Origin of the sequence: Paenibacillus marchantiophytorum (assembly GCF_014640555.1) — a bacterium.
Taxonomy (GTDB): domain Bacteria; phylum Bacillota; class Bacilli; order Paenibacillales; family NBRC-103111; genus Paenibacillus_E; species Paenibacillus_E marchantiophytorum.
On record NZ_BMHE01000079.1, the window covers coordinates 1 to 20,951 of the forward strand.

The 20,951-nt window shown below is 45.9% G+C and carries 21 protein-coding genes, 13 tRNA genes, 1 rRNA gene and 1 pseudogene; 31 read left to right on the forward strand and 5 right to left on the reverse strand.

All coding sequences use genetic code 11. The features are described from left to right. Positions 1-44 precede the first annotated feature (44 nt). The 17 genes from IEY34_RS34435 to IEY34_RS34515 all read left to right on the forward strand — a co-directional run bounded on the left by IEY34_RS34435 (position 45) and on the right by IEY34_RS34515 (position 5,038). Positions 45-121 (forward strand) — tRNA-Asp (locus IEY34_RS34435). A gap of 22 nt (positions 122-143) precedes the next feature. After that, positions 144-219, forward strand: a tRNA-Thr gene (locus IEY34_RS34440). Positions 220-233: 14 nt separating this feature from the next. Continuing rightward, a tRNA-Tyr gene (locus tag IEY34_RS34445) sits at positions 234-315 on the forward strand. A 21-nt stretch (positions 316-336) separates the two neighbouring features. Continuing rightward, positions 337-409 (forward strand) — tRNA-His (locus tag IEY34_RS34450). Between the two features lie 19 nt (positions 410-428). Further along, positions 429-500: transfer RNA gene (locus tag IEY34_RS34455), tRNA-Gln, on the forward strand. A 17-nt stretch (positions 501-517) separates the two neighbouring features. Then, positions 518-593: transfer RNA gene (locus IEY34_RS34460), tRNA-Lys, on the forward strand. Between the two features lie 75 nt (positions 594-668). Further along, positions 669-748: transfer RNA gene (locus IEY34_RS34465), tRNA-Leu, on the forward strand. A gap of 39 nt (positions 749-787) precedes the next feature. After that, positions 788-859, forward strand: a tRNA-Gly gene (locus IEY34_RS34470). Between the two features lie 9 nt (positions 860-868). Then, positions 869-939, forward strand: a tRNA-Cys gene (locus IEY34_RS34475). Between the two features lie 14 nt (positions 940-953). Beyond that, positions 954-1,039, forward strand: a tRNA-Leu gene (locus tag IEY34_RS34480). Positions 1,040-1,056: 17 nt separating this feature from the next. Further along, positions 1,057-1,133 (forward strand) — tRNA-Arg (locus IEY34_RS34485). 19 nt (positions 1,134-1,152) lie between these two features. Further along, positions 1,153-1,229 (forward strand) — tRNA-Pro (locus IEY34_RS34490). 15 nt (positions 1,230-1,244) lie between these two features. Next, positions 1,245-1,315: transfer RNA gene (locus IEY34_RS34495), tRNA-Gly, on the forward strand. Positions 1,316-1,444: 129 nt separating this feature from the next. Further along, positions 1,445-2,125, forward strand: a complete 681-nt coding sequence (tenA, locus tag IEY34_RS34500; RefSeq protein WP_189020557.1) for a thiaminase II — start codon at positions 1,445-1,447, stop codon at positions 2,123-2,125. Beyond that, the gene (locus tag IEY34_RS34505) at positions 2,122-2,469 is read left to right on the forward strand and encodes a low molecular weight protein tyrosine phosphatase family protein (protein WP_308423102.1); all 348 of its coding nucleotides are present in this window, start codon (positions 2,122-2,124) and stop codon (positions 2,467-2,469) included. Before tenA ends, IEY34_RS34505 begins: the two co-directional genes overlap by 4 nt. 96 nt (positions 2,470-2,565) lie before the next feature. Beyond that, a complete protein-coding gene (locus IEY34_RS34510) occupies positions 2,566-2,751 on the forward strand; it encodes a hypothetical protein (RefSeq protein ID WP_189020559.1) in 186 nt (61 codons plus the stop codon). A 187-nt stretch (positions 2,752-2,938) separates the two neighbouring features. Then, entirely contained in the window at positions 2,939-5,038 is a 2,100-nt protein-coding gene (locus IEY34_RS34515) for a stalk domain-containing protein (protein WP_189020561.1), read from the forward strand. A gap of 45 nt (positions 5,039-5,083) precedes the next feature. Here the strand turns inward: IEY34_RS34515 and IEY34_RS34520 are convergent, their stop codons facing one another. Then, positions 5,084-6,622 carry a stalk domain-containing protein gene (locus IEY34_RS34520; protein WP_189020563.1) on the reverse strand — a complete coding sequence of 513 codons (1,539 nt, stop codon included), beginning with the start codon at positions 6,620-6,622 and terminating at the stop codon, positions 5,084-5,086. A 163-nt stretch (positions 6,623-6,785) separates the two neighbouring features. Between IEY34_RS34520 and IEY34_RS34525 the strand changes: the two genes are divergently transcribed. The 6 genes and pseudogenes from IEY34_RS34525 (at position 6,786) to IEY34_RS34545 (ending at position 10,957) form a co-directional block, all read left to right on the forward strand. Then, entirely contained in the window at positions 6,786-7,550 is a 765-nt protein-coding gene (locus tag IEY34_RS34525) for an NUDIX hydrolase (protein ID WP_189020565.1), read from the forward strand. A 31-nt stretch (positions 7,551-7,581) separates the two neighbouring features. Continuing rightward, positions 7,582-8,391, forward strand: coding sequence for a phosphoribosyltransferase family protein (locus IEY34_RS34530; protein ID WP_189020567.1), 810 nt, complete (start codon positions 7,582-7,584; stop codon positions 8,389-8,391). Position 8,392: 1 nt separating this feature from the next. After that, positions 8,393-9,880: a nicotinate phosphoribosyltransferase gene (locus IEY34_RS34535; RefSeq protein ID WP_189020568.1), complete on the forward strand. Its 1,488-nt coding sequence runs from the start codon at positions 8,393-8,395 to the stop codon at positions 9,878-9,880. A gap of 50 nt (positions 9,881-9,930) precedes the next feature. Next, positions 9,931-10,410 (forward strand): riboflavin biosynthesis intermediates N-glycosidase, encoded by a 480-nt coding sequence (ybiA, locus tag IEY34_RS34540; protein ID WP_189020592.1) that lies wholly within the window; start codon positions 9,931-9,933, stop codon positions 10,408-10,410. A gap of 18 nt (positions 10,411-10,428) precedes the next feature. Then, positions 10,429-10,480, forward strand: a pseudogene (locus tag IEY34_RS38245) (hypothetical protein); the annotation flags it as partial. Between the two features lie 3 nt (positions 10,481-10,483). Then, positions 10,484-10,957: an ADP-ribosylglycohydrolase family protein gene (locus IEY34_RS34545; RefSeq protein ID WP_189020570.1), complete on the forward strand. Its 474-nt coding sequence runs from the start codon at positions 10,484-10,486 to the stop codon at positions 10,955-10,957. Between the two features lie 172 nt (positions 10,958-11,129). On the opposite strand, the gene IEY34_RS34550 is transcribed toward IEY34_RS34545, so the two are convergent. Beyond that, the gene (locus IEY34_RS34550; RefSeq protein ID WP_189020572.1) at positions 11,130-12,209 is read right to left on the reverse strand and encodes a DUF3048 domain-containing protein; all 1,080 of its coding nucleotides are present in this window, start codon (positions 12,207-12,209) and stop codon (positions 11,130-11,132) included. A 322-nt stretch (positions 12,210-12,531) separates the two neighbouring features. On the opposite strand from IEY34_RS34550, the gene IEY34_RS34555 reads away from it, so the two are divergent. Further along, positions 12,532-12,945 (forward strand): thiol-disulfide oxidoreductase DCC family protein, encoded by a 414-nt coding sequence (locus tag IEY34_RS34555; protein WP_189020574.1) that lies wholly within the window; start codon positions 12,532-12,534, stop codon positions 12,943-12,945. Between the two features lie 9 nt (positions 12,946-12,954). On the opposite strand, the gene IEY34_RS34560 is transcribed toward IEY34_RS34555, so the two are convergent. After that, the gene (locus IEY34_RS34560; RefSeq protein ID WP_189020576.1) at positions 12,955-13,740 is read right to left on the reverse strand and encodes a DODA-type extradiol aromatic ring-opening family dioxygenase; all 786 of its coding nucleotides are present in this window, start codon (positions 13,738-13,740) and stop codon (positions 12,955-12,957) included. A 410-nt stretch (positions 13,741-14,150) separates the two neighbouring features. On the opposite strand from IEY34_RS34560, the gene IEY34_RS34565 reads away from it, so the two are divergent. From IEY34_RS34565 to IEY34_RS34580, 4 genes are all read left to right on the forward strand, one after another. Continuing rightward, on the forward strand, positions 14,151-14,729 hold the full coding sequence (locus IEY34_RS34565; protein ID WP_189020577.1) for a TetR/AcrR family transcriptional regulator: 579 nt from the start codon (positions 14,151-14,153) through the stop codon (positions 14,727-14,729). A 144-nt stretch (positions 14,730-14,873) separates the two neighbouring features. Then, positions 14,874-15,320 carry a HEAT repeat domain-containing protein gene (locus IEY34_RS34570; protein WP_373291395.1) on the forward strand — a complete coding sequence of 149 codons (447 nt, stop codon included), beginning with the start codon at positions 14,874-14,876 and terminating at the stop codon, positions 15,318-15,320. Further along, positions 15,317-15,478, forward strand: a complete 162-nt coding sequence (locus IEY34_RS34575; protein WP_189020579.1) for a DUF3934 family protein — start codon at positions 15,317-15,319, stop codon at positions 15,476-15,478. Before IEY34_RS34570 ends, IEY34_RS34575 begins: the two co-directional genes overlap by 4 nt. A 126-nt stretch (positions 15,479-15,604) precedes the next feature. After that, a complete protein-coding gene (locus tag IEY34_RS34580) occupies positions 15,605-16,237 on the forward strand; it encodes a spore coat protein (RefSeq protein ID WP_189020581.1) in 633 nt (210 codons plus the stop codon). 49 nt (positions 16,238-16,286) lie between these two features. Here IEY34_RS34580 and IEY34_RS34585 read toward each other — a convergent pair whose 3' ends face one another. Next, positions 16,287-17,039, reverse strand: coding sequence for a YqcI/YcgG family protein (locus IEY34_RS34585; RefSeq protein ID WP_189020583.1), 753 nt, complete (start codon positions 17,037-17,039; stop codon positions 16,287-16,289). A 72-nt stretch (positions 17,040-17,111) separates the two neighbouring features. Next, a complete protein-coding gene (locus tag IEY34_RS34590; RefSeq protein WP_229757998.1) occupies positions 17,112-17,699 on the reverse strand; it encodes a DUF1989 domain-containing protein in 588 nt (195 codons plus the stop codon). A 308-nt stretch (positions 17,700-18,007) separates the two neighbouring features. On the opposite strand from IEY34_RS34590, the gene IEY34_RS34595 reads away from it, so the two are divergent. The 3 genes from IEY34_RS34595 to IEY34_RS34605 form a co-directional block, all read left to right on the forward strand. Beyond that, positions 18,008-19,294: a sensor histidine kinase gene (locus tag IEY34_RS34595; RefSeq protein WP_189020587.1), complete on the forward strand. Its 1,287-nt coding sequence runs from the start codon at positions 18,008-18,010 to the stop codon at positions 19,292-19,294. 72 nt (positions 19,295-19,366) lie between these two features. Further along, positions 19,367-20,440, forward strand: a complete 1,074-nt coding sequence (locus IEY34_RS34600; RefSeq protein WP_189020589.1) for an FUSC family protein — start codon at positions 19,367-19,369, stop codon at positions 20,438-20,440. Positions 20,441-20,831: 391 nt separating this feature from the next. Then, positions 20,832-20,951: ribosomal RNA gene (locus tag IEY34_RS34605) — 16S ribosomal RNA — on the forward strand; the annotation flags it as partial.

The window sequence follows — 20,951 nt, forward strand, 5'->3', positions numbered from 1 at the left end:
GCCCCCGCAACCAATCTTCTTACAGAAGATTTTGTACATAGTGTGGAGCTGTGGTGTAGTGGCCTAACATGCCTGCCTGTCACGCAGGAGACCGCGGGTTCGAATCCCGTCAGCTCCGCCATTTTTACCAAAGTAAGAATTATGCCGTTGTAGCTCAACTGGTAGAGCAACTGACTTGTAATCAGTAGGTTGGGGGTTCAAGTCCTCTCGACGGCACCACAAGGCTTTAATATGGAGGCTTAGTGAAGTGGCTAAACACGGCAGACTGTAAATCTGCTCTCTCCGAGTTCGGTGGTTCGAATCCATCAGCCTCCATATACCTAATTTTATAGTGTGGCGGTCGTGGCGAAGGGGTTAACGCACTGGTTTGTGGATCCAGCATTCGCGGGTTCAAGTCCCGTCGTCCGCCCATTATTTTTAACCTATGTTGGGGATTAGCCAAGCGGTAAGGCAACGGACTTTGACTCCGTCATGCCAAGGTTCAAATCCTTGATCCCCAGTATTACATCTTATGTATGAGTCATTAGCTCAGTTGGTAGAGCACCTGACTTTTAATCAGGGTGTCGTAGGTTCGAATCCTACATGACTCACCACTTTACCTCAAAAAGTGAAGTGAAAGCTTCACAGGGAATTCCGATTACTTTTCGGGGGCCCCAGCATTAACTTGCGCGCGTATGGCGGAATTGGCAGACGCACTAGACTTAGGATCTAGCGGGTGACCGTGGGGGTTCAAGTCCCTCTACGCGCATTAAATCCTCAGCAGTATTCATACTCCTGAGGTACCCATGCGGAAGTGGCTCAGCGGTAGAGCATCGCCTTGCCAAGGCGAGGGTCGCGGGTTCGATCCCCGTCTTCCGCTTTTTAATTTGGCGCTATAGCCAAGTGGTAAGGCAGAGCTCTGCAAAAGCTTTACCCCCAGTTCGAATCTGGGTAGCGCCTTATTACTTATGCAAGCCGGAGTGGCGGAATCGGCAGACGCACAGGACTTAAAATCCTGCGATAGGTGACTATCGTACCGGTTCAAGTCCGGTCTTCGGCATTATCCCAACAACATATGCGCCCTTAGCTCAGCTGGATAGAGTATTTGACTACGAATCAAAAGGTCGGGAGTTCGAATCTCTCAGGGCGCGCCATTTTCAACCTGTTTGGCTTCGGGACGTAGCTCAGCTTGGTAGAGCACCTGCTTTGGGAGCAGGGGGTCGCATGTTCAAATCGTGTCGTCCCGACCATCAATTTTATAACACGCGGGCGTAGTTTAATGGTAGAACTTCAGCCTTCCAAGCTGATCGCGCGGGTTCGATTCCCGCCGCCCGCTTACAGAAAGACCACCTTAGGGTGGTTTTTTTAATTGTACAGACAATTACCTTTAAAAGGAAATTCGGTTCAACTCGTCGAATCCTATACGTTTGCACCAATCATAAAACGAATAGAAGGGGATATCCATATGTCATTCACACAACATTTGATAGATAAATACCAGGATGCTTGGCGTCAGACACAGCTTCATCCATTTGTTCAGGAGCTCGGGCAAGGGACTTTAGATCGCGAAAAATTTCGCTTTTATATGATACAGGATTATTTATATTTGATTGATTACGCGAAATTGTTTGCACTCGGCGCAGTGAAAGCGACGGATTTGAAGACCATGGGCGAATTCGGAGCCCTGCTGCACTCGATTCTTCATGAGGAAATGGGATTGCATCGTTCCTACGCGGCTCAGTTCGGCATTACGGAAGAGGAATTGGAGAAGGCGGAACCATCCCCTATTACGTTAGCCTACTCGCATTATATGCTTCATGCTGCACAGAACGGATCGTTGGCTGAATTGACCGCTGCTCTGCTTCCTTGCATGTGGAGTTATTGGGAGATTGGCGTGATGCTCAAAGAAATACCAGGCGCCGCGGATCACCCTGACTATGGGGAGTGGGTCCGAATGTATAGTTCCGAGGAATTCGGCGAGCTAGCCCAGTGGTGTATTCGTTTAATGGATCGTTTGGCGGAAGGGAAATCGGGGGACGATTTGGCCAGACTAGAGACGATATTCTTAAATACGACGAGGTATGAAACGATGTTCTGGGAGATGGCTTATCAGGGGCAGATGTGGCCTGTAGGCTCGTCAACATGATGGATGGCAGAGCAATAATCAAAGTTCTTTTCGTATGCAGTAGGAATAAATGGAGAAGCTTAACCGCTGAGAAAATATTCGCGGGACAAGCAGGATTGGATGTTCGGTCAGTGGGGACGGAAGAACAAGCAAGAGTTAGAATCACCAGTGGTCACGTAGGCTGGGCTGATGTTATTTTTGCTATGGAGAAGAAGCATGTTAGACGTATAACCGAGAAATTTGGAGATATGTTGGGGGATAAAAAACTAATATGCCTGGATATTCCAGATGATTATTCTTTCATGGATGAAGAGCTGATAGAAATTTTGGAATCACGGGTTGCGGAGTATATCGACTTGGTGTGAATTAATTTTGCTGAGATGACTAATGGACAAGGCTAGCCGAATATACATAGACGGAACCATCAGAAAGTTGTTTATCAACTAGGAGGTGTTTCACGAATGATTTATTGGTTGGTGGCCGTCGTCATTGTTGTCATTGGTTTATTGGTTTTGGCAAGTGTGAGGAAGCGAAAAGTAACAGACTCATCTGATTTGAAAACACATAAGCCGTGTGCCTATTGTAATGAGGAAATTGCAATCGATGCGGATGTATGCAAATACTGTAGGGGTGTGGTGGTCAGTTAGAGGTTCTAGATAGGTCGGCGGCTGATTCGCTTGGGCGGATGGGCCGTTTTTTTGTTTAAATTTTAGCAAAATATTATATAGTTTTCGACAAAATACTACATTAATTTACTAGTATTTCTAGTATAATTCGTAATGTTAATACGACAAAACGAATTATCAAAAATACATGAGTAAAGGAAAATCTATCATGAAACTGCAAGCCCTATGCTTTTCATTTTTACTAATTCTAATTTCTGTGTTAATGCCGTCTCCTATGCAAGCAGCTACGGATGAAGTGAAGATCAAAGATCCTGTTCTCGAGAAAGCTATCCGCGATGAGTTGAAGCTTACGCAAGAGCAAGTATTGGATTATAAGGTTTTACAGAAACTTACTTCCCTTTATCCTAGGGGGACAGAAAAGATCAAGAGCTTGGAAGGTTTAGAACGAGCTATTAATCTAACTAAACTCTTTGTAGCTAATCAAGAAATTACGGACGTCGCTCCTCTTAGGTACTTATATCAATTGAATTTTGTAGCATTGAATAATAATAAAATTAAAAACATTTGTCCTGTTTCAAATTTATCGAGATTACAAAAACTGATAATCAATAACAATGAAATTGAAAGCATTGGCTGTTTATCACAGTTGACATCACTTACAGATTTACTTGCCAGCAAGAATCATATCTTGGATATAAGCTCACTAGCTAAATTGCCAATCAAATGGTTGGATATTGCCAGCAACCCTGTTACGGATATTTCATCGATAGGAACTATTGAGGAACTGCGTACACTTTTCATAGACGAAAATGAGTTAAATGAGAAGTCGAAGTTGCTGCTAGAGCAGCTAGAACAATCTGGAATGACCGTGAATAAAGCTCCAAATCTTTCAAATCCTGTTGATGGTTTGGCTGTTATCGTTAATCAGGATAGAGTGATATTTGATCATCCACCTATTTTGGAAACAGGTACGACTTTAGTGCAATTCCGTCCTTTATTTGAGAAATTGGGCTTCACGATCAGATGGGAAGATGAAACAAGAACCATATATGCATCCAAAGTGGGAGTTTCCCTTAAGTTACAAGTTGATAATGTGAATGCGGCTTTGAATGGAACTGAACAAATACTGCCTGTCGCTCCTAAGAATGTGGAAGGTAATATATTTGTTCCGATACGCTTTGTTGGTGAAGCCTCAAGCTTTGATGTCACATTGGAAAATAGCAGCAAGACCATTTATCTTATTCCTTCACATGATGTCATCAGCCCAAATCAAATGTCGCAAATAACGGTAAGCGGTAAGTGGCTTTCGAAACCATCAGGAGCTTTTGGGGATCAAATCTATCTAGCAAAAGGGAATAATGCTATTACAATTGCTACAGAATCGAAAGAGTACCTTGAGGAAATAAAGACACTAGAGGATTATGAGAAGGGCATTAAGAAGTCGATAGAAGCTCAAAATGTAAAGGAGTATAGTCAATCGCGAACGCTGACGATAAATGGTTTGAGTGCTATACAATTTTCGTATTCTGCGAATTCAGAAGCTCTCGGTAACTATACGGTTGTACAAACTTTACTTAATGGGAAGTACAATTTTTATCGAGTTATCTTAGTGGCGGGGGAACTCGTATATTCGGAAATAGAAAAAGATTATCAGAACATTATTAAAACTTTCCATGAGATTAAAACAATGCCTCAACTAGCTCAGGATAAATTTGGAGCGATGACACCAAAAGAGCGTGCCATGGATGCTGCACATTATTATCGTAAATTTGGCTTTTTCCAGAAGGATAGTCAGCTGACTGATCAGCAATTCACCGATAAGTTTTTAGCTTTCTATGAGGGTTTTATTAGAGCGGACTGGAACCCATTTGATTCTTCCGAATGGTACAATGAGTTTGCTGAACTCTATGTACTGGAGCAAGATAAGGATCGCGTATGGTTGAAAGATACTGAAACAGATGTACTTACGGGGAATGAACGCTATGTTCAAGCCTTACAGGAGTGGAGCGTAATTTCTAGAGGAGCCTTCAAGCCGACAGATATTGTGGAGAAATGGAATACTGATGAAGGTCCAGTAACGGTTAGTTTTATGTTAAATGGACTACAAAGAACGATTCACCCCGAATACATGAGTGACTTCTTGGATACGAGCATCTTAGGAGAAATCAATGAATGGATAAAGGAGACAGGGTATCAGTTTGTTGAGGTTGTTATTGATCAAGAGGTATTCGTCACTGCTCTATCACCTGATGAAAAAGCCAAGATGGAAAAGGATCGATTGATTGATTTCGATTCATGGGGATATTAAAAAAGGGCCTTTACTGAATGATTATTCAGTGAAAGGCTTCTTTTTCTATTTTGATGTCAGTTGAACAGTCTTAGTCTCAGAGATCCATGATACTCTGGCCCCCAGTGACTCTGCGATAAACCGAACGGGAACAAGTGTATTCCCGTTAATGATAGTAGGAGAAGTATCCAAATGAATAGGTTGACCATTGAGAGTAGCAATTTGATTGCCAACTGTTAGTGTGATGGTATGTTTATCTTTTTTGGCGGTTACAGTAGAGGTGGCTCCATCCCAATGTACTTCTGCTCCAAGCGTTTCGAAGATTTTTCGTAAAGGGACAAGCGTACTTCCATCGATAATCGTTGGTTGCTGCTCGAAGTGAAGTACCGCCCCATCGAGCTGTACACTAATTAAATCAGTAGGAGGAGTAAAATCGGATTCGCTGCTTTTAATCCAAACAGGCTCGGTTCTATACCACTCTGTCCCATCTCCGGTAAAGCCATTGCCCCAAGCCCAGAGAGTCCCATCCTCTCTAATAGCCATGGAGCGAAATCCGGTTCCGTGTGCAGCAATCTTGTTGATCTTCGTAAGATTTTTAACCTGTACGGGTGTATCACTGTTTTCGTACGAACCAATGCCTAGTTGGCCACCAGTATTTTTACCGCTTGTCCAGACGGTATGATCTTTTTTGAGGAATAGAGGCCCGCCGCCTGTTGCACGAATATCAACGACATCTTGAATACCTTGTATTTGCTGGGGACTAGCAGTTTTGGCGACGTCTTCTCCAGCAATTTTACCACGTCCATTGGAGCCAAACATCCAAACTGTGCCGTTTTTTTGCAAGGCATAGGAATCTGTGCCGCCCGCTGCGATCGCAGTGATATCTGATAATCCTGCAATTTGGACAACAGTCCCTTGGTCCTGAGTCCAAACCGTACCGTCTTTTTTGAGTACTAGCAAGTTATCGCCATAGCCGGTGGAAATTGTCGCTACATTTTGAAATCTTAATTGTACAGGAGTTACGTAATTACCTGTAGAACCATCAGCCTTTTTATAATATAAGCCTCCCCAAGCCCATAAGGTGCCATCATCTTTGATGGCATAACTTCTGGCCCATGCACCCCAAACAGCCACCACATGGGATAAGCCTTTTACTTGAGTAGGAAGTTCTCTATTGTTATCAGTTAATGCCTTACCAGAGCCTGTCTCTCTAAGTGTTTCGGTTCCATCACCAATCTGACCGTCGGTATTGTCTCCCCAAGTCCAGACAGTGCCATCGGCTTTAACAGCTAAGGCGTGCATAGCGCCTGCTCCGATAGCCTTAACATGATCAATTCCTTGCACTTTTACCGGTACTTTAGCATTTGCTGCCAGATTCCCTTTTTCACCATTGCCGAGGATACCGTAGCGATTGGATTCTCCCCAAGACCATAGTGAGCCATCAGCTTTAATAGCTAAACTGAAAGTTCCACCGACAGCGATATCCTGCCATCCGGTTCCATTCTCCTCTGCATGCGCTTCTGGAAGAAAGCTGTTGATAAATGTGAAAGCAAGCGTAATAGGAAGAGTAAATCTCAGCAAATTAGGATTAATTCCGAACTTCATAGGGTGGTCTCCTTAAATGATCAAATAAGTACTGTTACATCTTCTGCATCAAAGAGAATTCTCCTGTTTTTCTGTATTCTCCCAACACCCATTGACATAACATTTAATTATGTCATAATGATAATATCAAAACGAAATAATCAAACCAGGCTGGTGAACGTAAATGGTCGACAACGAATCCAACTATTCTGCAAGCAATTACCGAACTCCTGATGGAGCGCCAACGGACATCGTCATCTTTACGATCATATCCAAAGATAGAAATACACGGAAGAAATCACTGCCTACCCGTGAGTTAAACGTCATGTTAATTCAGCGGAAGATCTGGCCCTACGAAAGCATGTGGGCTCTGCCAGGGGGATTCACACTTGAGACGGAGACAGTGTATGCGTGCGCTGCACGTGAATTGAAAGAGGAAACCGGAGTGGCCAACGTTCATCTCGAATATTTCAATGTTTACAGTGAGCTGGGACGCGACCCGCGTGGATGGATTATCTCTCATGCCTTTCTAGCGCTAGTGGACGAAGATGAACTAGCCCATCGCAAGGCGGACGTGGATGCCTCCGATGTGCGGCTGTTCCCGGTACATGAAGCGTTAGCCATGGATTTAGCTTTTGACCATAAACGAATTCTTGAAGATGCCCTCCACGAAATCCGCAAGAAGATGCTAACGACAACGATTGCCAAAGAGTTTCTTCCAGAGGAGTTCACGATTGGCGAGCTGTACCAAGTGATTCAGACAGTCGTTCCGGAGTTCGCGGAGCAAAATTTCATTCGCAAAATTACATCGACACGAAGCCGCAAGGGAATTATTGAGGAAGTTCTCAATCCTGACGGGACCTTGAAGGGGTCCAATCGGTTTTCCCAGCGCGCGGCTCAGTTGTATCGTTTCACAGAGGTGGAGCCGCAATTATCTATTTATAGCTGATACAATTATGAAACAGGGAGCGTGACGAACCATGATTCTGTTAAATGGGACCGAATTAGTTTTCCGGATTTTCCCGAACGGCGAGACGCTGGTGGATGGGGAGCAAATCCTTGGGTTGGCTATAGAGCACAATGAAATAGCTTTTAAATATGAATCAGACAGCGATTTAATCAAGCTGATGTTCGTAAAGAATTTTCTAGATGATCATAATTTCGCATCTTCCCTAGTGATTTACTACATGCCTTACAGCCGTATGGACCGCGTGGAGGGATCGTCCGTTTTTACGCTCAAATACGTGGCGAATTTCATTAATGCGTTGTCGTTTCAAAAGGTGACATTGATTGAGCCTCATTCAGACGTCTCGCTCGCACTCATTAACCGCAGTACAGCAAGGTACCCAACGATCGAATTGCTCGATCAGGTTGTTGCCGCTACAGGCTTCAATCCAGAAGTTGATTACTTATTTTTCCCGGATGCAGGGGCTCAGAAGCGATACAGCAAGGTCAAAGGATACCGACAGTTGGTTGGTTTTAAAGTGCGGGATTTCGAAACAGGTCAAATTAAGAAGCTAGATGTTGTCGGAACTATCGAGAACCGTAGTTTTAAAGTCATCATTGTAGATGATCTGTGCTCCTATGGAGGGACATTTATGCTGAGTGCTGAGAAGTTGAAGGAGCTGGGTGCTTCCGAAATTTATCTGCTGGTGGGACACTGCGAAACGTCCATTTTTAAAGGGAAAATCCTAGAAACCGACCTGATTGATAAAGTGTTCACGACGAATACCATGCTTGAGGAAACTGATCATCCCAAAATTCATGTAACCAACATAGGAGGCATGTAACATGACACAACCATTCATTTATCCGGCAACGCTGCTTTGCGATTTCTATAAGGTGAGCCACAAAAATCAATATCCTAAGGGAACGGAGCTTGTTTATTCAACCTGGACGGCACGTACGAGCCGCTTGGAAGATGTCCATCATGTAGTGGCTTTTGGCTTTCAATCGTTTATTAAGGAGTATCTAATCCAATATTTTGATGTGAATTTTTTTGCAAGACCTAAAGATGACGTAGTGGTTGAGTATAAAAGGGTGCTCCAATACGCGCTTGGCGCTGAGAATCCGGACGCTTCGCATATCGAAGAGTTGCACGATTTAGGCTATTTGCCGATTAAAATCAAAGCGATTAAAGAAGGAACGTTGGTTCCCATTAAGGTGCCAATGCTGACAATTGAAAATACAAAGCCTGAATTTTTCTGGCTGACCAATTATCTGGAGACATTGATGTCCTGTCAGCTTTGGATGCCTGCGACGAGTGCGACATTAGCTTTTGAGTATCGTCAGATCCTGGAGGAGTACGCGAAGACGACGAATGGGGACACATCGGGCGTGCCTTTTCAAGGGCATGATTTCTCGATGCGCGGCATGAGCTCATTAGAAGCGGCCAAAATCAGCGGGGCTGGGCATTTGATTTCGTTTACAGGGACTGATACTATTCCTGCGATTCTTTATTTGGAAGATTTCTACCAAGCTAATATTGAAAAAGAACTCGTAGGCACTTCGATTCCTGCGACGGAACATAGTGTTATGTGCGCACACGGGACAGACGAAATGGCTTCGTACCGTTACTTGATCAAAGAGGTATACCCGAGCGGCTTCGTTTCCATCGTGTCGGATACATGGGACTTGTGGAGCGTGCTCGATGTTGTGATCCGCGGGCTTAAGGAGGATATTCTGAGCCGTGATGGCAAAGTGGTGATTCGTCCGGACAGCGGGGACCCGGTGAAAATTATTTGCGGCGATGCGGATTCGACCAATGAGTTCGAGCGGAAAGGCGTAATTGAGATCCTCTGGGATATCTTTGGCGGTACGACGACGGAGAAGGGATTTAAGCAGTTAGACAGCCATATTGGCGCTATTTATGGGGATGCTATTACGATTGCTCGCTGCAGAGAGATTTGTGAGAAGCTAGCAGCCAAGGGTTTTGCTTCGACCAACATGGTCTACGGTATCGGTTCGTACACATACCAGTACAATACACGCGATACGTTTGGCTTTGCGTTGAAATCGACCTTCACGGTCATCAATGGCGAAGAGCGCAAAATTTTCAAAGATCCCAAAACAGACAGCGGCAACTTTAAAAAATCGCAAACAGGCCTCGTGCTCGTCACCGAACAAGATGGCAAGATCGCATACACAGACAATCTGAATGTGGCTGAATACACCGAGCGTCAGGCGGAAGATAGGCTGGAAGTTGTATTCGAAGATGGGAAATTAGTTCGTGATCAATCGCTGGCTGATATTAGAGCGGAGCTTTTGCGGAACCTTTAGGTGAAGGAGAGTCAGGACCGCCGCTCATTTTAGGAATGAAGGTGATAGAAATGGAGAAGTTTACATTTTTCTGGAGGACGCAGTCTCCTTTTTCGCAGTGGCATTCTTGTCGTTTTGTAATTGATGGCAATGTCTTTAACTGTGCGGAGCAATATATGATGTATATGAAAGCAAGTATTTTTGAAGATGCTGAAATAGCAGAGAAAATTCTTGCCAGCCGTTCGCCATCTGATCAAAAGAAATTGGGTCGAAGTGTCAAAAACTTCAAGGCGTATCAATGGCAGCAGGCATGTAAAAAAATTGTTTATGACGCTAATTATGCTAAATTTACGCAAAATCCCGAGCTCAAACATGCACTGCTTGCAACAGGCGGGACTACATTGGTCGAAGCCAGCCCGGACGATAAAATTTGGGGAATCGGCTTAGCGGAGGAACACCCCCATGCCCGAAATCGCCGCACTTGGCGAGGAACAAATTGGCTCGGTGAGATTTTAACTACGCTTCGCGAAGATCTGATCAAAGAGAAGTAGGCGAAAGGAGTTAAGGCTATGAAGAATCAAGTACTGGCTGGGCTGCTCGGACTCTGTGTGGGGGATGCATTGGGTGTGCCGGTCGAATTTCGGGAGAGAAGATATCTTAAGCATCGCCTGCGTCATCTACGTGGAGTTTGCTTGTCATCTGCTCCAGGGATTCGACCTTGAAGAAAGCTACAGGAAGACGCAGGCTGCGGTGAACAATTATTACAAGGATGAGCCGGAATTGGCGCATTTCCACGCAATTCTGAATGGAAATATGGCGGAGTTTACGGAGGAAGAAATCCAATCCTCGGGCTATGTGGTTCACACGTTGGAGGCTAGTTTATGGTGTCTATTTAATAGCGTTAACTATGTAGAAGCTGTGTTAAAGGCTGTTAATCTGGGTGAAGATACAGACACGACTGGGGCTGTAACTGGTGGTTTAGCCGGTATTTATTATGGTCTGTCGGCTATTCCAGGGCCTTGGATTGATGTGATAGCTCGGAAGGAAGACATTATCGATTTGGCCGAGCGATTGGCGGAGAAGCTTGCCTCTGCATGACGCAAAAGAAGGCTTTCTCAAAGATCGCATGACCTTGAGGCAGCCTCTTCTATTTACTTCATTGCCAGAACTTTACGATGCCGCTGCTTACAGCTTGCTTGATTTTCGCCTACGCCCAATGTCCGGCAATATCGCTGAGTCGTCGCGTTGTGTAAAGCGATTGTAAACTCTGTTACTCCATCTTCAATTGCGTCCCCTCCGGCACGATTTGAACCCACGTATTGCCCGGCAGCAGCGGCACTTCGATCCCTTTATCGTCGTATGCACGCAGGAGACCGTTTTTGCGTTCCCACGTTATGGACTGGGATTTCCCTTCTTGCAGAATAACGCCCTTGCCCGGCCCGAAAACATCAACTTCTCGGCGGCCCTCTTTGTCTACGATCTTATGCTTGCTCTCCAGAACGAGCAGGTTCTTCGCTTGAAGCTGCTTGCCGCTCTCTTTATCCAAATGCGGCTTGCCTTCCATGCTGCGCTTGTACACGCCTTCGGCGGCATCGTAGTCATAGGAAGCGAAATACCCTTTGATATAAGGGATTTGAATGTAGTTCACGGCTGCGCCGGTCAGCTTATTCTGGCCTTCCTTGGCAAAAGTGAGCAGCGGTCCGTTCCACTCCGCGCGGAAATTGTGCGCCTTGGCGCCCTGCTTCATTTTATCCACAGAGGTATAGAGATTGTGCGGCGCTTTGCGCTCCGTGGACCGCCAGTAATAGGCGCCGTCTCCGTAGACTTCATCGAGATGAGAAAGCTTGCGGCCGGCCATCATATCCATAGCATCTTGGCTCCAGCCGGCATGCACGATCACCGCATCAAGCGCATCGCCGATTTCTACGAAATAAGGCCGAATGCTGCGCACCGGACCGATCGTCTGCGCCGGTTGGCTTTGGAACACGGAGACGAATCTCGTAATCTCGCCCTCTGCGAGAATCTCATACACGATGTCGGCCTGATCGAGGCCGGTCTGCGGCCTGGCTTGCGGCGCGTTCTCGACCATGACCATGAAGGGACGGCTCTTCACTTCTGTATCTGTAGGCAGACCGGTCAGCGGGAATTTGAACGGCAGCGTCGTATCAACGGCGCTTGAAGCTGGTTTGGTAGCCGGCGACACGGCGGCGGACGGCGTTGCGGTAGCTTGCGGACTAGGCGATGAAACGGCAGGTGACGTATCGCTGCACCCAACAAGGGTGATAACAGAGCATCCAAGGACAAGCCAGGTGCTGAGCGTGTGTTTGCGGAGAATCGGCAATGTTTTCAAAAGAGCTACACCTCTTCTTCTAAAATTAGTCTATCGTTCTAGTAAATAGATATGCTAGGGATGAGAAAAATAGAAGACAAGAAAAGGAAAATAACGGGATTTCCTTCCTCTAATTGGACGGGTTCCCGTTAACATTGGATCATTATCCTCCATGATTTCCAGTTAATCCGGCACATATAGCCAATTTGCCGAAAATAGCGCCAGCTTTTCCCGCTAGTTACCACGGCTCCCCTCTGGGACCTAGGAATATCAGTTGGAGCCCGCGCTCCAATTCGGTATACTAGAAGAAACCGCCACGCTTCCCCAAGAAGGAGACATCGCCATGACGCAACCAAACCATGAACCCGCCATCGTCCTGTTCGATGGGGTCTGCAACCTTTGCAGCAGTGCTGTGCAGTTCATTCTGCGGAATGACCCTGAAGGCATCTTCCGCTTCGCATCCTTGCAGTCTGCTATCGGCCAACAACTGCTTGCGCGGCACGATCTGCCGATAGATATGATCAGCACGATTGTGCTGATCGAGGGCGGCCGTGCCTACACCCGCTCAACCGCGGCGCTGCGCATCGCCCGACGGTTGCGTGGCGCCTGGCCTGCGGCCTACGCCGCCATTCTCATTCCTGCTCCGCTGAGGAATCTCGTCTACGGCTTCATCGCGCGCAATCGCTACCGCTGGTTCGGCCAAACCGAGCAGTGCATGCTGCCGACGCCGGCGTATAAGCAGCGCTTCCTCGACTAGCACTAGCGGCTACGACTTCCGCTTCGCCCCGAACATCCAGCAGCACAAGCTGAGCGTGCCCATCTGGAAGCTGTGATGCAGCAGCTTCGCTCTGCGCGTCGTATCCGCCGCGCCCATCGCCAGCAGCAGCGGCACAAAATGCTCCGGCGTCGGAACCGCCTCACGCACATTGGGCGCCCTTTCGTCGTATCGAACCAACGCCTCTAGATTCCACGTCTCCAGCTGCTCCGCCAGCCACTCGTCGAACTCCACAGCCCATACCTGGGGTACTGGATTATTTCGGTCCAGCCGCCTTACATTATGAACCGTCCCGCCGCTGCCGAGAATCAGCACATCCTCATCCCGCAAAGCGCCCAACGCGGCACCAATGCGGTAATGCTCTTCCGCGGTTAGCCGAGGATTCACCGACAGCGTGACTACCGGAATGTCGGCATCCGGGTACATCATAGTAAGAGGTGCCCATGCTCCATGGTCCAACCCGCGCTCATCATCCAGCTCACACCGGATGCCATCCTCCTGGAATAACCGCTGTATATGTAAACTAAGCGTCAAATCACCTTTAGCTGGGTACTTAATGGTATAAAGTTTTTCCGAAAAGCCCGTAAAATCATAGATCGTTTCCGGATGAATGGCAGCGCTAATTCTCTGTACGTCACTTTCCCAGTGCGCACTGAACAGCACGATTGCTTTGGGTCTGGGAATGCTTTGGGCCAGCTTCTGCAGAAACTCGGTGTAAGCATGCTGCTCTATGACCAAACTTGGTGTTCCATGAGCTACAAAAAATGTTGGCAGCATCGCACACCCTCCTTCATTCATGTGTTGGCATATCCATCCTATCCCCTACATTATACGCATTTAGGTACAAGATAACCTATAAAACAAGTCATTTCGTTTTGGCTAAAAGTCTAATCCATTTTTCAATCATTACTAGTGGGCCTCCTAAATGGTCCTCTGAAAACTTTATCTGTTCTCAGTTATAACTCAATTATGAATTGTGGTTAATCCTATTTTAGACTTTTGGTCATTATTTTATGTGGACAAATTTACAATTTTAATCGGTTTATGAATATGAGATAGTAATAATTAATGTTTATTAACAAAATATTATTGGACTTACGGTCATTTTATACATTGTACAAAATTCTAGTTTCCTCTATACTTAGCCTATATCCTTGGCACATATGTGATTTGACGGAGATGAGCTTATGAACCGTGAAGAAAAAAAGCGCGTTACGCGCAAAAAAATATTAGACTCTGCGCTTGAACTGTTTGCGGAGCATGGATATGATGGCACGACCGTTCATTTGATAACGGAACGCGCTGGCGTAGCCAAAGGGACTTTTTTCAATTATTTTGACTGCAAAGAAGATGTCTTCTGTGATATCCAAACGTTCCAAGCGACCACGGAAATTGAGAAATTAAAGGATAAAAGCGGACCGCTTCTCCCGCATATCAGAGAATTTCTAATGGAATTTGTACGCATTGTTCCATATACTAGACAGCTTGTTCGTGCCGTTTTTCAAAGTGATTTGGGTAATGAAAAATCACTAACGAGTCGACTAAACATGCTCGAAGAACTGAAAGAAGTATTGGTGCCTATTATTATTGAAGCGCAGAAGCGTGGAGAATTTTCTTCGGCATTTCCTCCTGATATGATTGCTGATCAAGCGCTTCAAACCTATATGGGGGTCTTAATCCTATGGGGAATGGGGATGGGCGAGGATAAACTCACGACGCAGATGGCAGTAAGTTTTGAATTGTTTTTCCGCAGTTTGCAGCCTTGAGTGCAGGCATAAAGTCTCAAGTATCTTCCCGATTGGTACTTTGTGGATATCGCAAAAAGTTGGCGCTCCGCGCAAAAAAAGTGTAACATCAATCTCAGACAAGAAACTTGCGATTTTTTTGCAGTTAAAAGGAGCCTGAATCATTTGAGTACTGAACAAACCTATGAATTGCCCCCGAATTTTGAAGAATTAAAAAAATCTGCTAGCCGCATGTCCAATTGGAGAGAGCGTCTGGACGCTGTGGAACAATTAGGACAGTGGAACGACCAACAGACGATAAATATTTTGGCGCGGATGTTGAAGAACGATACCGTGTATCCCATTCAAGAGGCCGCTTACCGGAAGCTTCGCGCATTTGGCGAAGATGCGCAGCTGCCCCCGCGCAAAAAAGGCGATCTGATCAAAGGCGCAGGCAAAGTTTTCGTGCGGATTAAGAAGAGCTTGCCAGAAGGTCACACGTATGAAGAGTTTAAAGAGAAACTGCAGAAAACAAGAAGCGATGTTTTTGATACGTATGAAGGTGACAAAGGGGCAGACTTTGATGTGTGGCTTGAAGCGTTGTGGGCTTCCTTGCAGAGCGTGAAAGCATGAGCAAGGCGAAGGGCAAGGGCGGTACTGGCAGAGGAACGGATAAAAAGGGCTGGGATCGTTGGCAAGCCAGTGCCAATCGGGCCAAAAGCGCTCCTAAACCATATAAGAGCAAAGGTCTGAAGGCGGCAGCGGAAGCCGCGAAAAACGCCTCCAAATAAGATGACCCTCGGCAGCTTGCCGGGGGTTTTGTTTATTCTTTTTAACACAGCGCCACGCATAATTTGAACGTAATCAACGCAACTTATCGAAGTTACCAAACTTATTCGTTCAAAGGAGACTTCGAGATGCAGCAGCAAACACCTTACAACAATAACCAGCAAGGCGAGCATTACATGAATCATGGGGGTCATGAAGTTTTTGATTTACATGAAGTATTGGCATGTACCATTAATGTACTGGATCAATTCATGATCTTCAGACAGTTTGTGCAAGATCACGAGCTTCTGGATATTCTGGATCGTCAGTACAACTTCACCTTGTTCCATTACAATTTAACAGCGGAATGCTTTGCAACCGGGCAGAAGCCAAGTCAAGAAACAGGCACGTATATGATTCGCAATCTGTCCCAGCCGATTTATGGCATCAAGCCAACGCAACCCAAGAAGCCGAATCAGTCATTGGCTGATGTCAAAGATGCAGGCATTAGCGCTCATATGCTGGGACTGATTAAATCCCATGCATCGCTGCTGACGATGACGGCTGTTGAAGTAACCAATCCTGCGGTGCGCCGCGTATTGGCTTCTCAAGTTCAGAATTTCATCGAAATGGCCTACGAAATTTTCTTATATCAAAACCGAAATACCTACTACCAAGTTCCGCGGCTGGAAATCTCCGATATGCAAAAAATGCTGAATACCTTCGTTCCGGCACAAGGCATGCCGCAAATGCCTCCGAATAACCGACCTTCTCTGCACTAGAGACGGCAAAAACAAAGGAGCTAAGCAGCTTGTAACTGCTTAGCTCCTTTTAATCATTCCCTTTTTTGTGCATCGCATGAAAGGGGCATTTGGCGGCCACGCTGTCATCATCCCGCAGAAAGTACTGCTCCCACTCCAAATTATCCGATTGGCCGTACCATTTGAGCGAAGGATGTGCAGGCACTCCGTCGTATGCCACTAATTTCTCGCGAATCAGCTTTTTCATATTTCGCCCGAATGGGGTAGAATCATTGATTTCGGCGAATACCCAGCGCGGCTGGAACGTAATCAGGAAGTGAGATGTCCTTCGGCTCTTCCGAACTTGGTGGGCTGGTGTTCCACAGAAGGCAAAGTAAGGCTGCCCGCTATGACAAAACTCCCAAGACGGATGGGAGGGATCGGTAGAGATGTGCCCTGGCCACGCCACGTCATCTTTGGCGCTGACACGGCTTAAAACCGACCAGAATAAATGCTCATAATCCTCTACAGCATAGTCATTTCTCATATCATCTGGGGTTTGGAAGAAAATGACTAGCGAAGCGAACTTCCCTGTGTCTCGCGAGCATTCGCCATACTGCTGCAGAAGCGCAGCGACTTCCTCGATGGCCGTGTCTGTCCGTGGGTCAGGTGAGAACCCGAATCGCAAGCTGTCTGCAAGAAAACCCTGCCGACCAGGGATACAGGGAAATGTCCTGTCTGAATCCGCAATCATATCTCCAAATTGACTGAAAGCATCCTGCTGCCACTCCGGCAGCTCACCCAGATGACGATCGAGCCAAGTTTTTGCATGTAATTGAACCACTATAAACCCCTCCTTCATCATTCGGAGCATAGTATGCGAAGGAGGGTGATTGGGTGATTGCCCAGATCTTTCTTACAGTATCTCTACATCAATTGGGGTGCATACGAAGCCGTTGCAGACACTTTCCACACAGGGGCAGGCTGAGACAGCAACAATAAGGTCCATCTCGGCCCTAAGTTCAATATAATCCCCGGCTTTGGATAAGGGGCGTTCTACGCTAATTTCTCCTGTTGGATGAATCACGGTGTTCATGAACAAATTGAAAGGGTAGTGCTGAACAGGGGCAGGGATATGGAATTCTGCGATAGCTTGGTTCAAATTATGATAGCAGCTCGCATGATTTTGTTTGTCATAGAGCACTTCGTACATCTCGGAGCGGCAAGCAGCATTGATGAAATCATGCCGTCCCACAGTATCCGATACGATGGTCAGCATTGGTTTATAGGTTGTAGCATACAGGATATCTCCCGGCTTCACATTCGTTGTACTGAGAGCATCGAGAGTCACTCCAGGATCGAGTCGCTCGTCCAAATTATTAGCATGATAAGCAACGAAATCAGCGACTTGTTCACCCTCCACATCCGTGACACGAACCACTTGTCCTTTGCTAAGCTTAAACCCTAGACCTTGCGTGGCGGGAATGCGCCATTTCTGTTTGATCATCGATAGCCTCCTGATAGTTAGGTGATTGCTTTTAACAGTATGGCTTTCCAACGAGGGTGTCATGCGCATTTCTAGTACTTTGGACTTTGTTTGGATCTAATAGAGATAAGGGTATTTTTATGGTACATCAATAGGTATAATCATAAGTGACAACCACAAGGATCAGCTGTAGGCAAGGGGGAGTTATCATTACGATTTTTATCAGTTTCTTAGTTAATGTTTGTATCTTGATCACATGCGCTTATTTATTCAATCTCATTTTTAAATATACATGTCAACAGGCTTCATGGACGGTAAAACAGATTGTGCTAGTCGCCATATTTATTGCTTCGGGCTGGCTAACCATGTTTTTTGGCGTGAGAATATCAGAGCATACGCTTTTTGATTTGCGTGCGCTTCCGCTTGTTTTTGGAACCCTCTTTTTTCGGAAATATCATCTGCTTCTCCCTGTCGGACTGGGCATCGCGCTTGCCAGATACACGATTACGGGGATTAACCCACAAGCATTTACGGGTTCGCTTAATATCTTGCTGTTAAGTTTCTTAGCTGCGTTTCTCGTAGGATTATACCAACGGAAAAAGTGGAGCTACACGAAAAAGGCGCTAATCTCGATCCTTTCCATCAACACACTGCAAGTGATCGGGGTCGTAAGTTTTGGCGCCGTGAACAAGACTGTCTATTTGACCAAGGTTGCTATTTACACCTATCCCACAGGTCTTCTCATAAGTACCCTCTTTGTTTTTATTATCCGGGATTTTTACAGTGAACAGCTGCAAGCGAACAAGATTCGTAAAATGAATACCAGACTGCGCAAACAGAAGGCGAAGCTTCTTGCTTCCAAGCGTGAACTGGAGGAAAAGGCACAGCAGCTGACACTGGCTTCTACCTACAAATCGCAATTTATCGCCAATATGTCACATGAATTCAAAACGCCATTGAACAGCATTATCGTCTTATCCGAATTAATTCGGGAGTATGATGATCCGACCAATTCTCAGGAAGTCAATCAATATGCCGAGATCATTCACACGTCTGGCAATGAACTGCTGCTTATGCTCAATAGTGTGCTCGATCTGTCTAAGATTGAAGCGGGCAAAATGGAGATTCTCTGGCAACCTGTCGTTATGGATGAACTGATTTCCTACATCAAGCAACAATTTCAACCGTTGGCAGCTGCACAAAAGCTGCGCTTCGAGGTTCACTCGGCACCCAGCGTGCCTAGCATGATCCAGATGGATTACCAGAAGCTCAATCAAATTCTTCGAAATCTAATTATGAACGCGATTAAATTTACGGAGCAGGGCAGTATCACCCTGAATGTGGAAATGGATATTACGGACTCCACAGCTTGGATCGTCTTTGTGGTACAGGATACAGGCATTGGGATTGCCGAAGAGAAGCAACAAATGATCTTTGAAGCTTTTCAACAAGGTGACGGCGCCTCTAATCGCAAATATGAGGGAACGGGCTTAGGTTTATCGATCAGTCTCCAACTGGCCAAACTGCTGGGCGGTTCACTGGCTTTGCAAAGTAAAAAAGGGGAGGGCAGCAAGTTCTCCTTGGTCCTTCCCCTGCATAGAGAGGAATCTTAGTTTCTTTACATCCATTCTTCGACCTGTGTAAGATAGGGATGAATTCATTTATAGGAATTAGGAGGGGCTTTCGTGGTTTTTGGTGCGCGCGTATGGAAGACGGGAATCGCCGTAGCCTTAGCCTTATATATTAGTGCTTGGCTCAGCTTTACTCCTCCGGTTATTGCGGCCGTTGCGGCTATTTTTGCTATGCAGCCTTCGATTTATCGCTCATGGCGCTATTTTCTTGACCAATTGCAGACCAATATTTTAGGCGCAGCCTTGGCTTTGCTGGCGGGCATATTTTTCTCTAATAATGTCATTGCTATTGGAATTGTATGTATCATTGTGATTATCATTAGTCTCCGATTGGGGATGGAGGATACGATCGGTTTGACGCTGGTTACCGTCGTTGCCGTGATGGAAGCTTCCGGGGAGTGGCGCTTTGCGGTTAATCGATTATTGCTTAGTTTGATTGGAATCGGGTGCGCCTTCCTGGTTAATATCCTATTTTTCCCCCCTAAGCCCAAGCAGCAGTTTGCGTCACAGATTCAATCTATTTTTGTGAAAATGTCCCTGCTTCTGCGGACGGTAATCTCCAATGAAATGAAGGAGACGATTTTCCGTGAGGAAAAAGAAGGCCTGCGCAGTGCGCTGAAGTCATTATCGGACAAGTACCGATTGATGGAAGAAGAGATTAAGAAGCTTAAAGGTAAAAGAAAAGGCTTCAGTCGTATTCGAGAACTTGTTGTCTACAAGCAGAAGCTTCTGGTTATGTACAAAGGACTCGAAGTTCTCGATGCAGTAGATGAGCACTATTTCCAGACAGCTCGCACTGACGCTATGGATGATTACTTTGATAATCACATGGAGAAATTAATTAAGTTTCATGAGCATGTTCTTTTGAAGTTCGATGATAAGCTCAAGGATGACAGCACGGAAGGATTGGAAATGGAAGCTGACAATGAGCGTTTCATGACCGAACTTATCGAACGCTCTAATCTGCAGCCGACAGGCATGCTGCGTTTATCCGTTGTGGCCGCGGCTATGTATGATTATGGTTACCAGGTTGCACGGCTCGATAAGTTAGTGGAGTACGATCATCGAGGGGAAGCCGAGGAACGAGAGCCACTCGAATTATTGCTTAAAGGTATTTGGTTAAAATAGTCCTGTAGGGAACCCTTGGTGTCAGAGAAATCTGGTCCTAGGGTTTTTTTGAAAAAAGTGAAATTGAGTTTGCATTACGAATTCGTATGTGCTATATTATGATTCTTGTTCCAAACGGGACAGGCAGCAAGCTTAAATGCAAGATCTGAACGTGTTGAATATCTTCACGAATGGATGAAAAAAATAAAGCTTGCAAATGAAAAATCAGTATGGTATATTACTTCTCGCTGCTCCGGTAACACGGCAGTGAACGAAAGAAATTGATCTTTGAAAACTGAACAACGAGTGAGTAAGCACGAACGAGCAATCGTTCAAAAAGAGATTGCAAAATCTCGCTAGCAAGTCAATGAGCATTTCAGCTTTCAGATATATGGACAAGCAATTGTCCACTACTATGGAGAGTTTGATCCTGGCTCAGGACGAACGCTGGCGGCGTGCCTAATACATGCAAGTCGAGCGGATTTGTTCCTTCGGGGACAAGTTAGCGGCGGACGGGTGAGTAACACGTAGG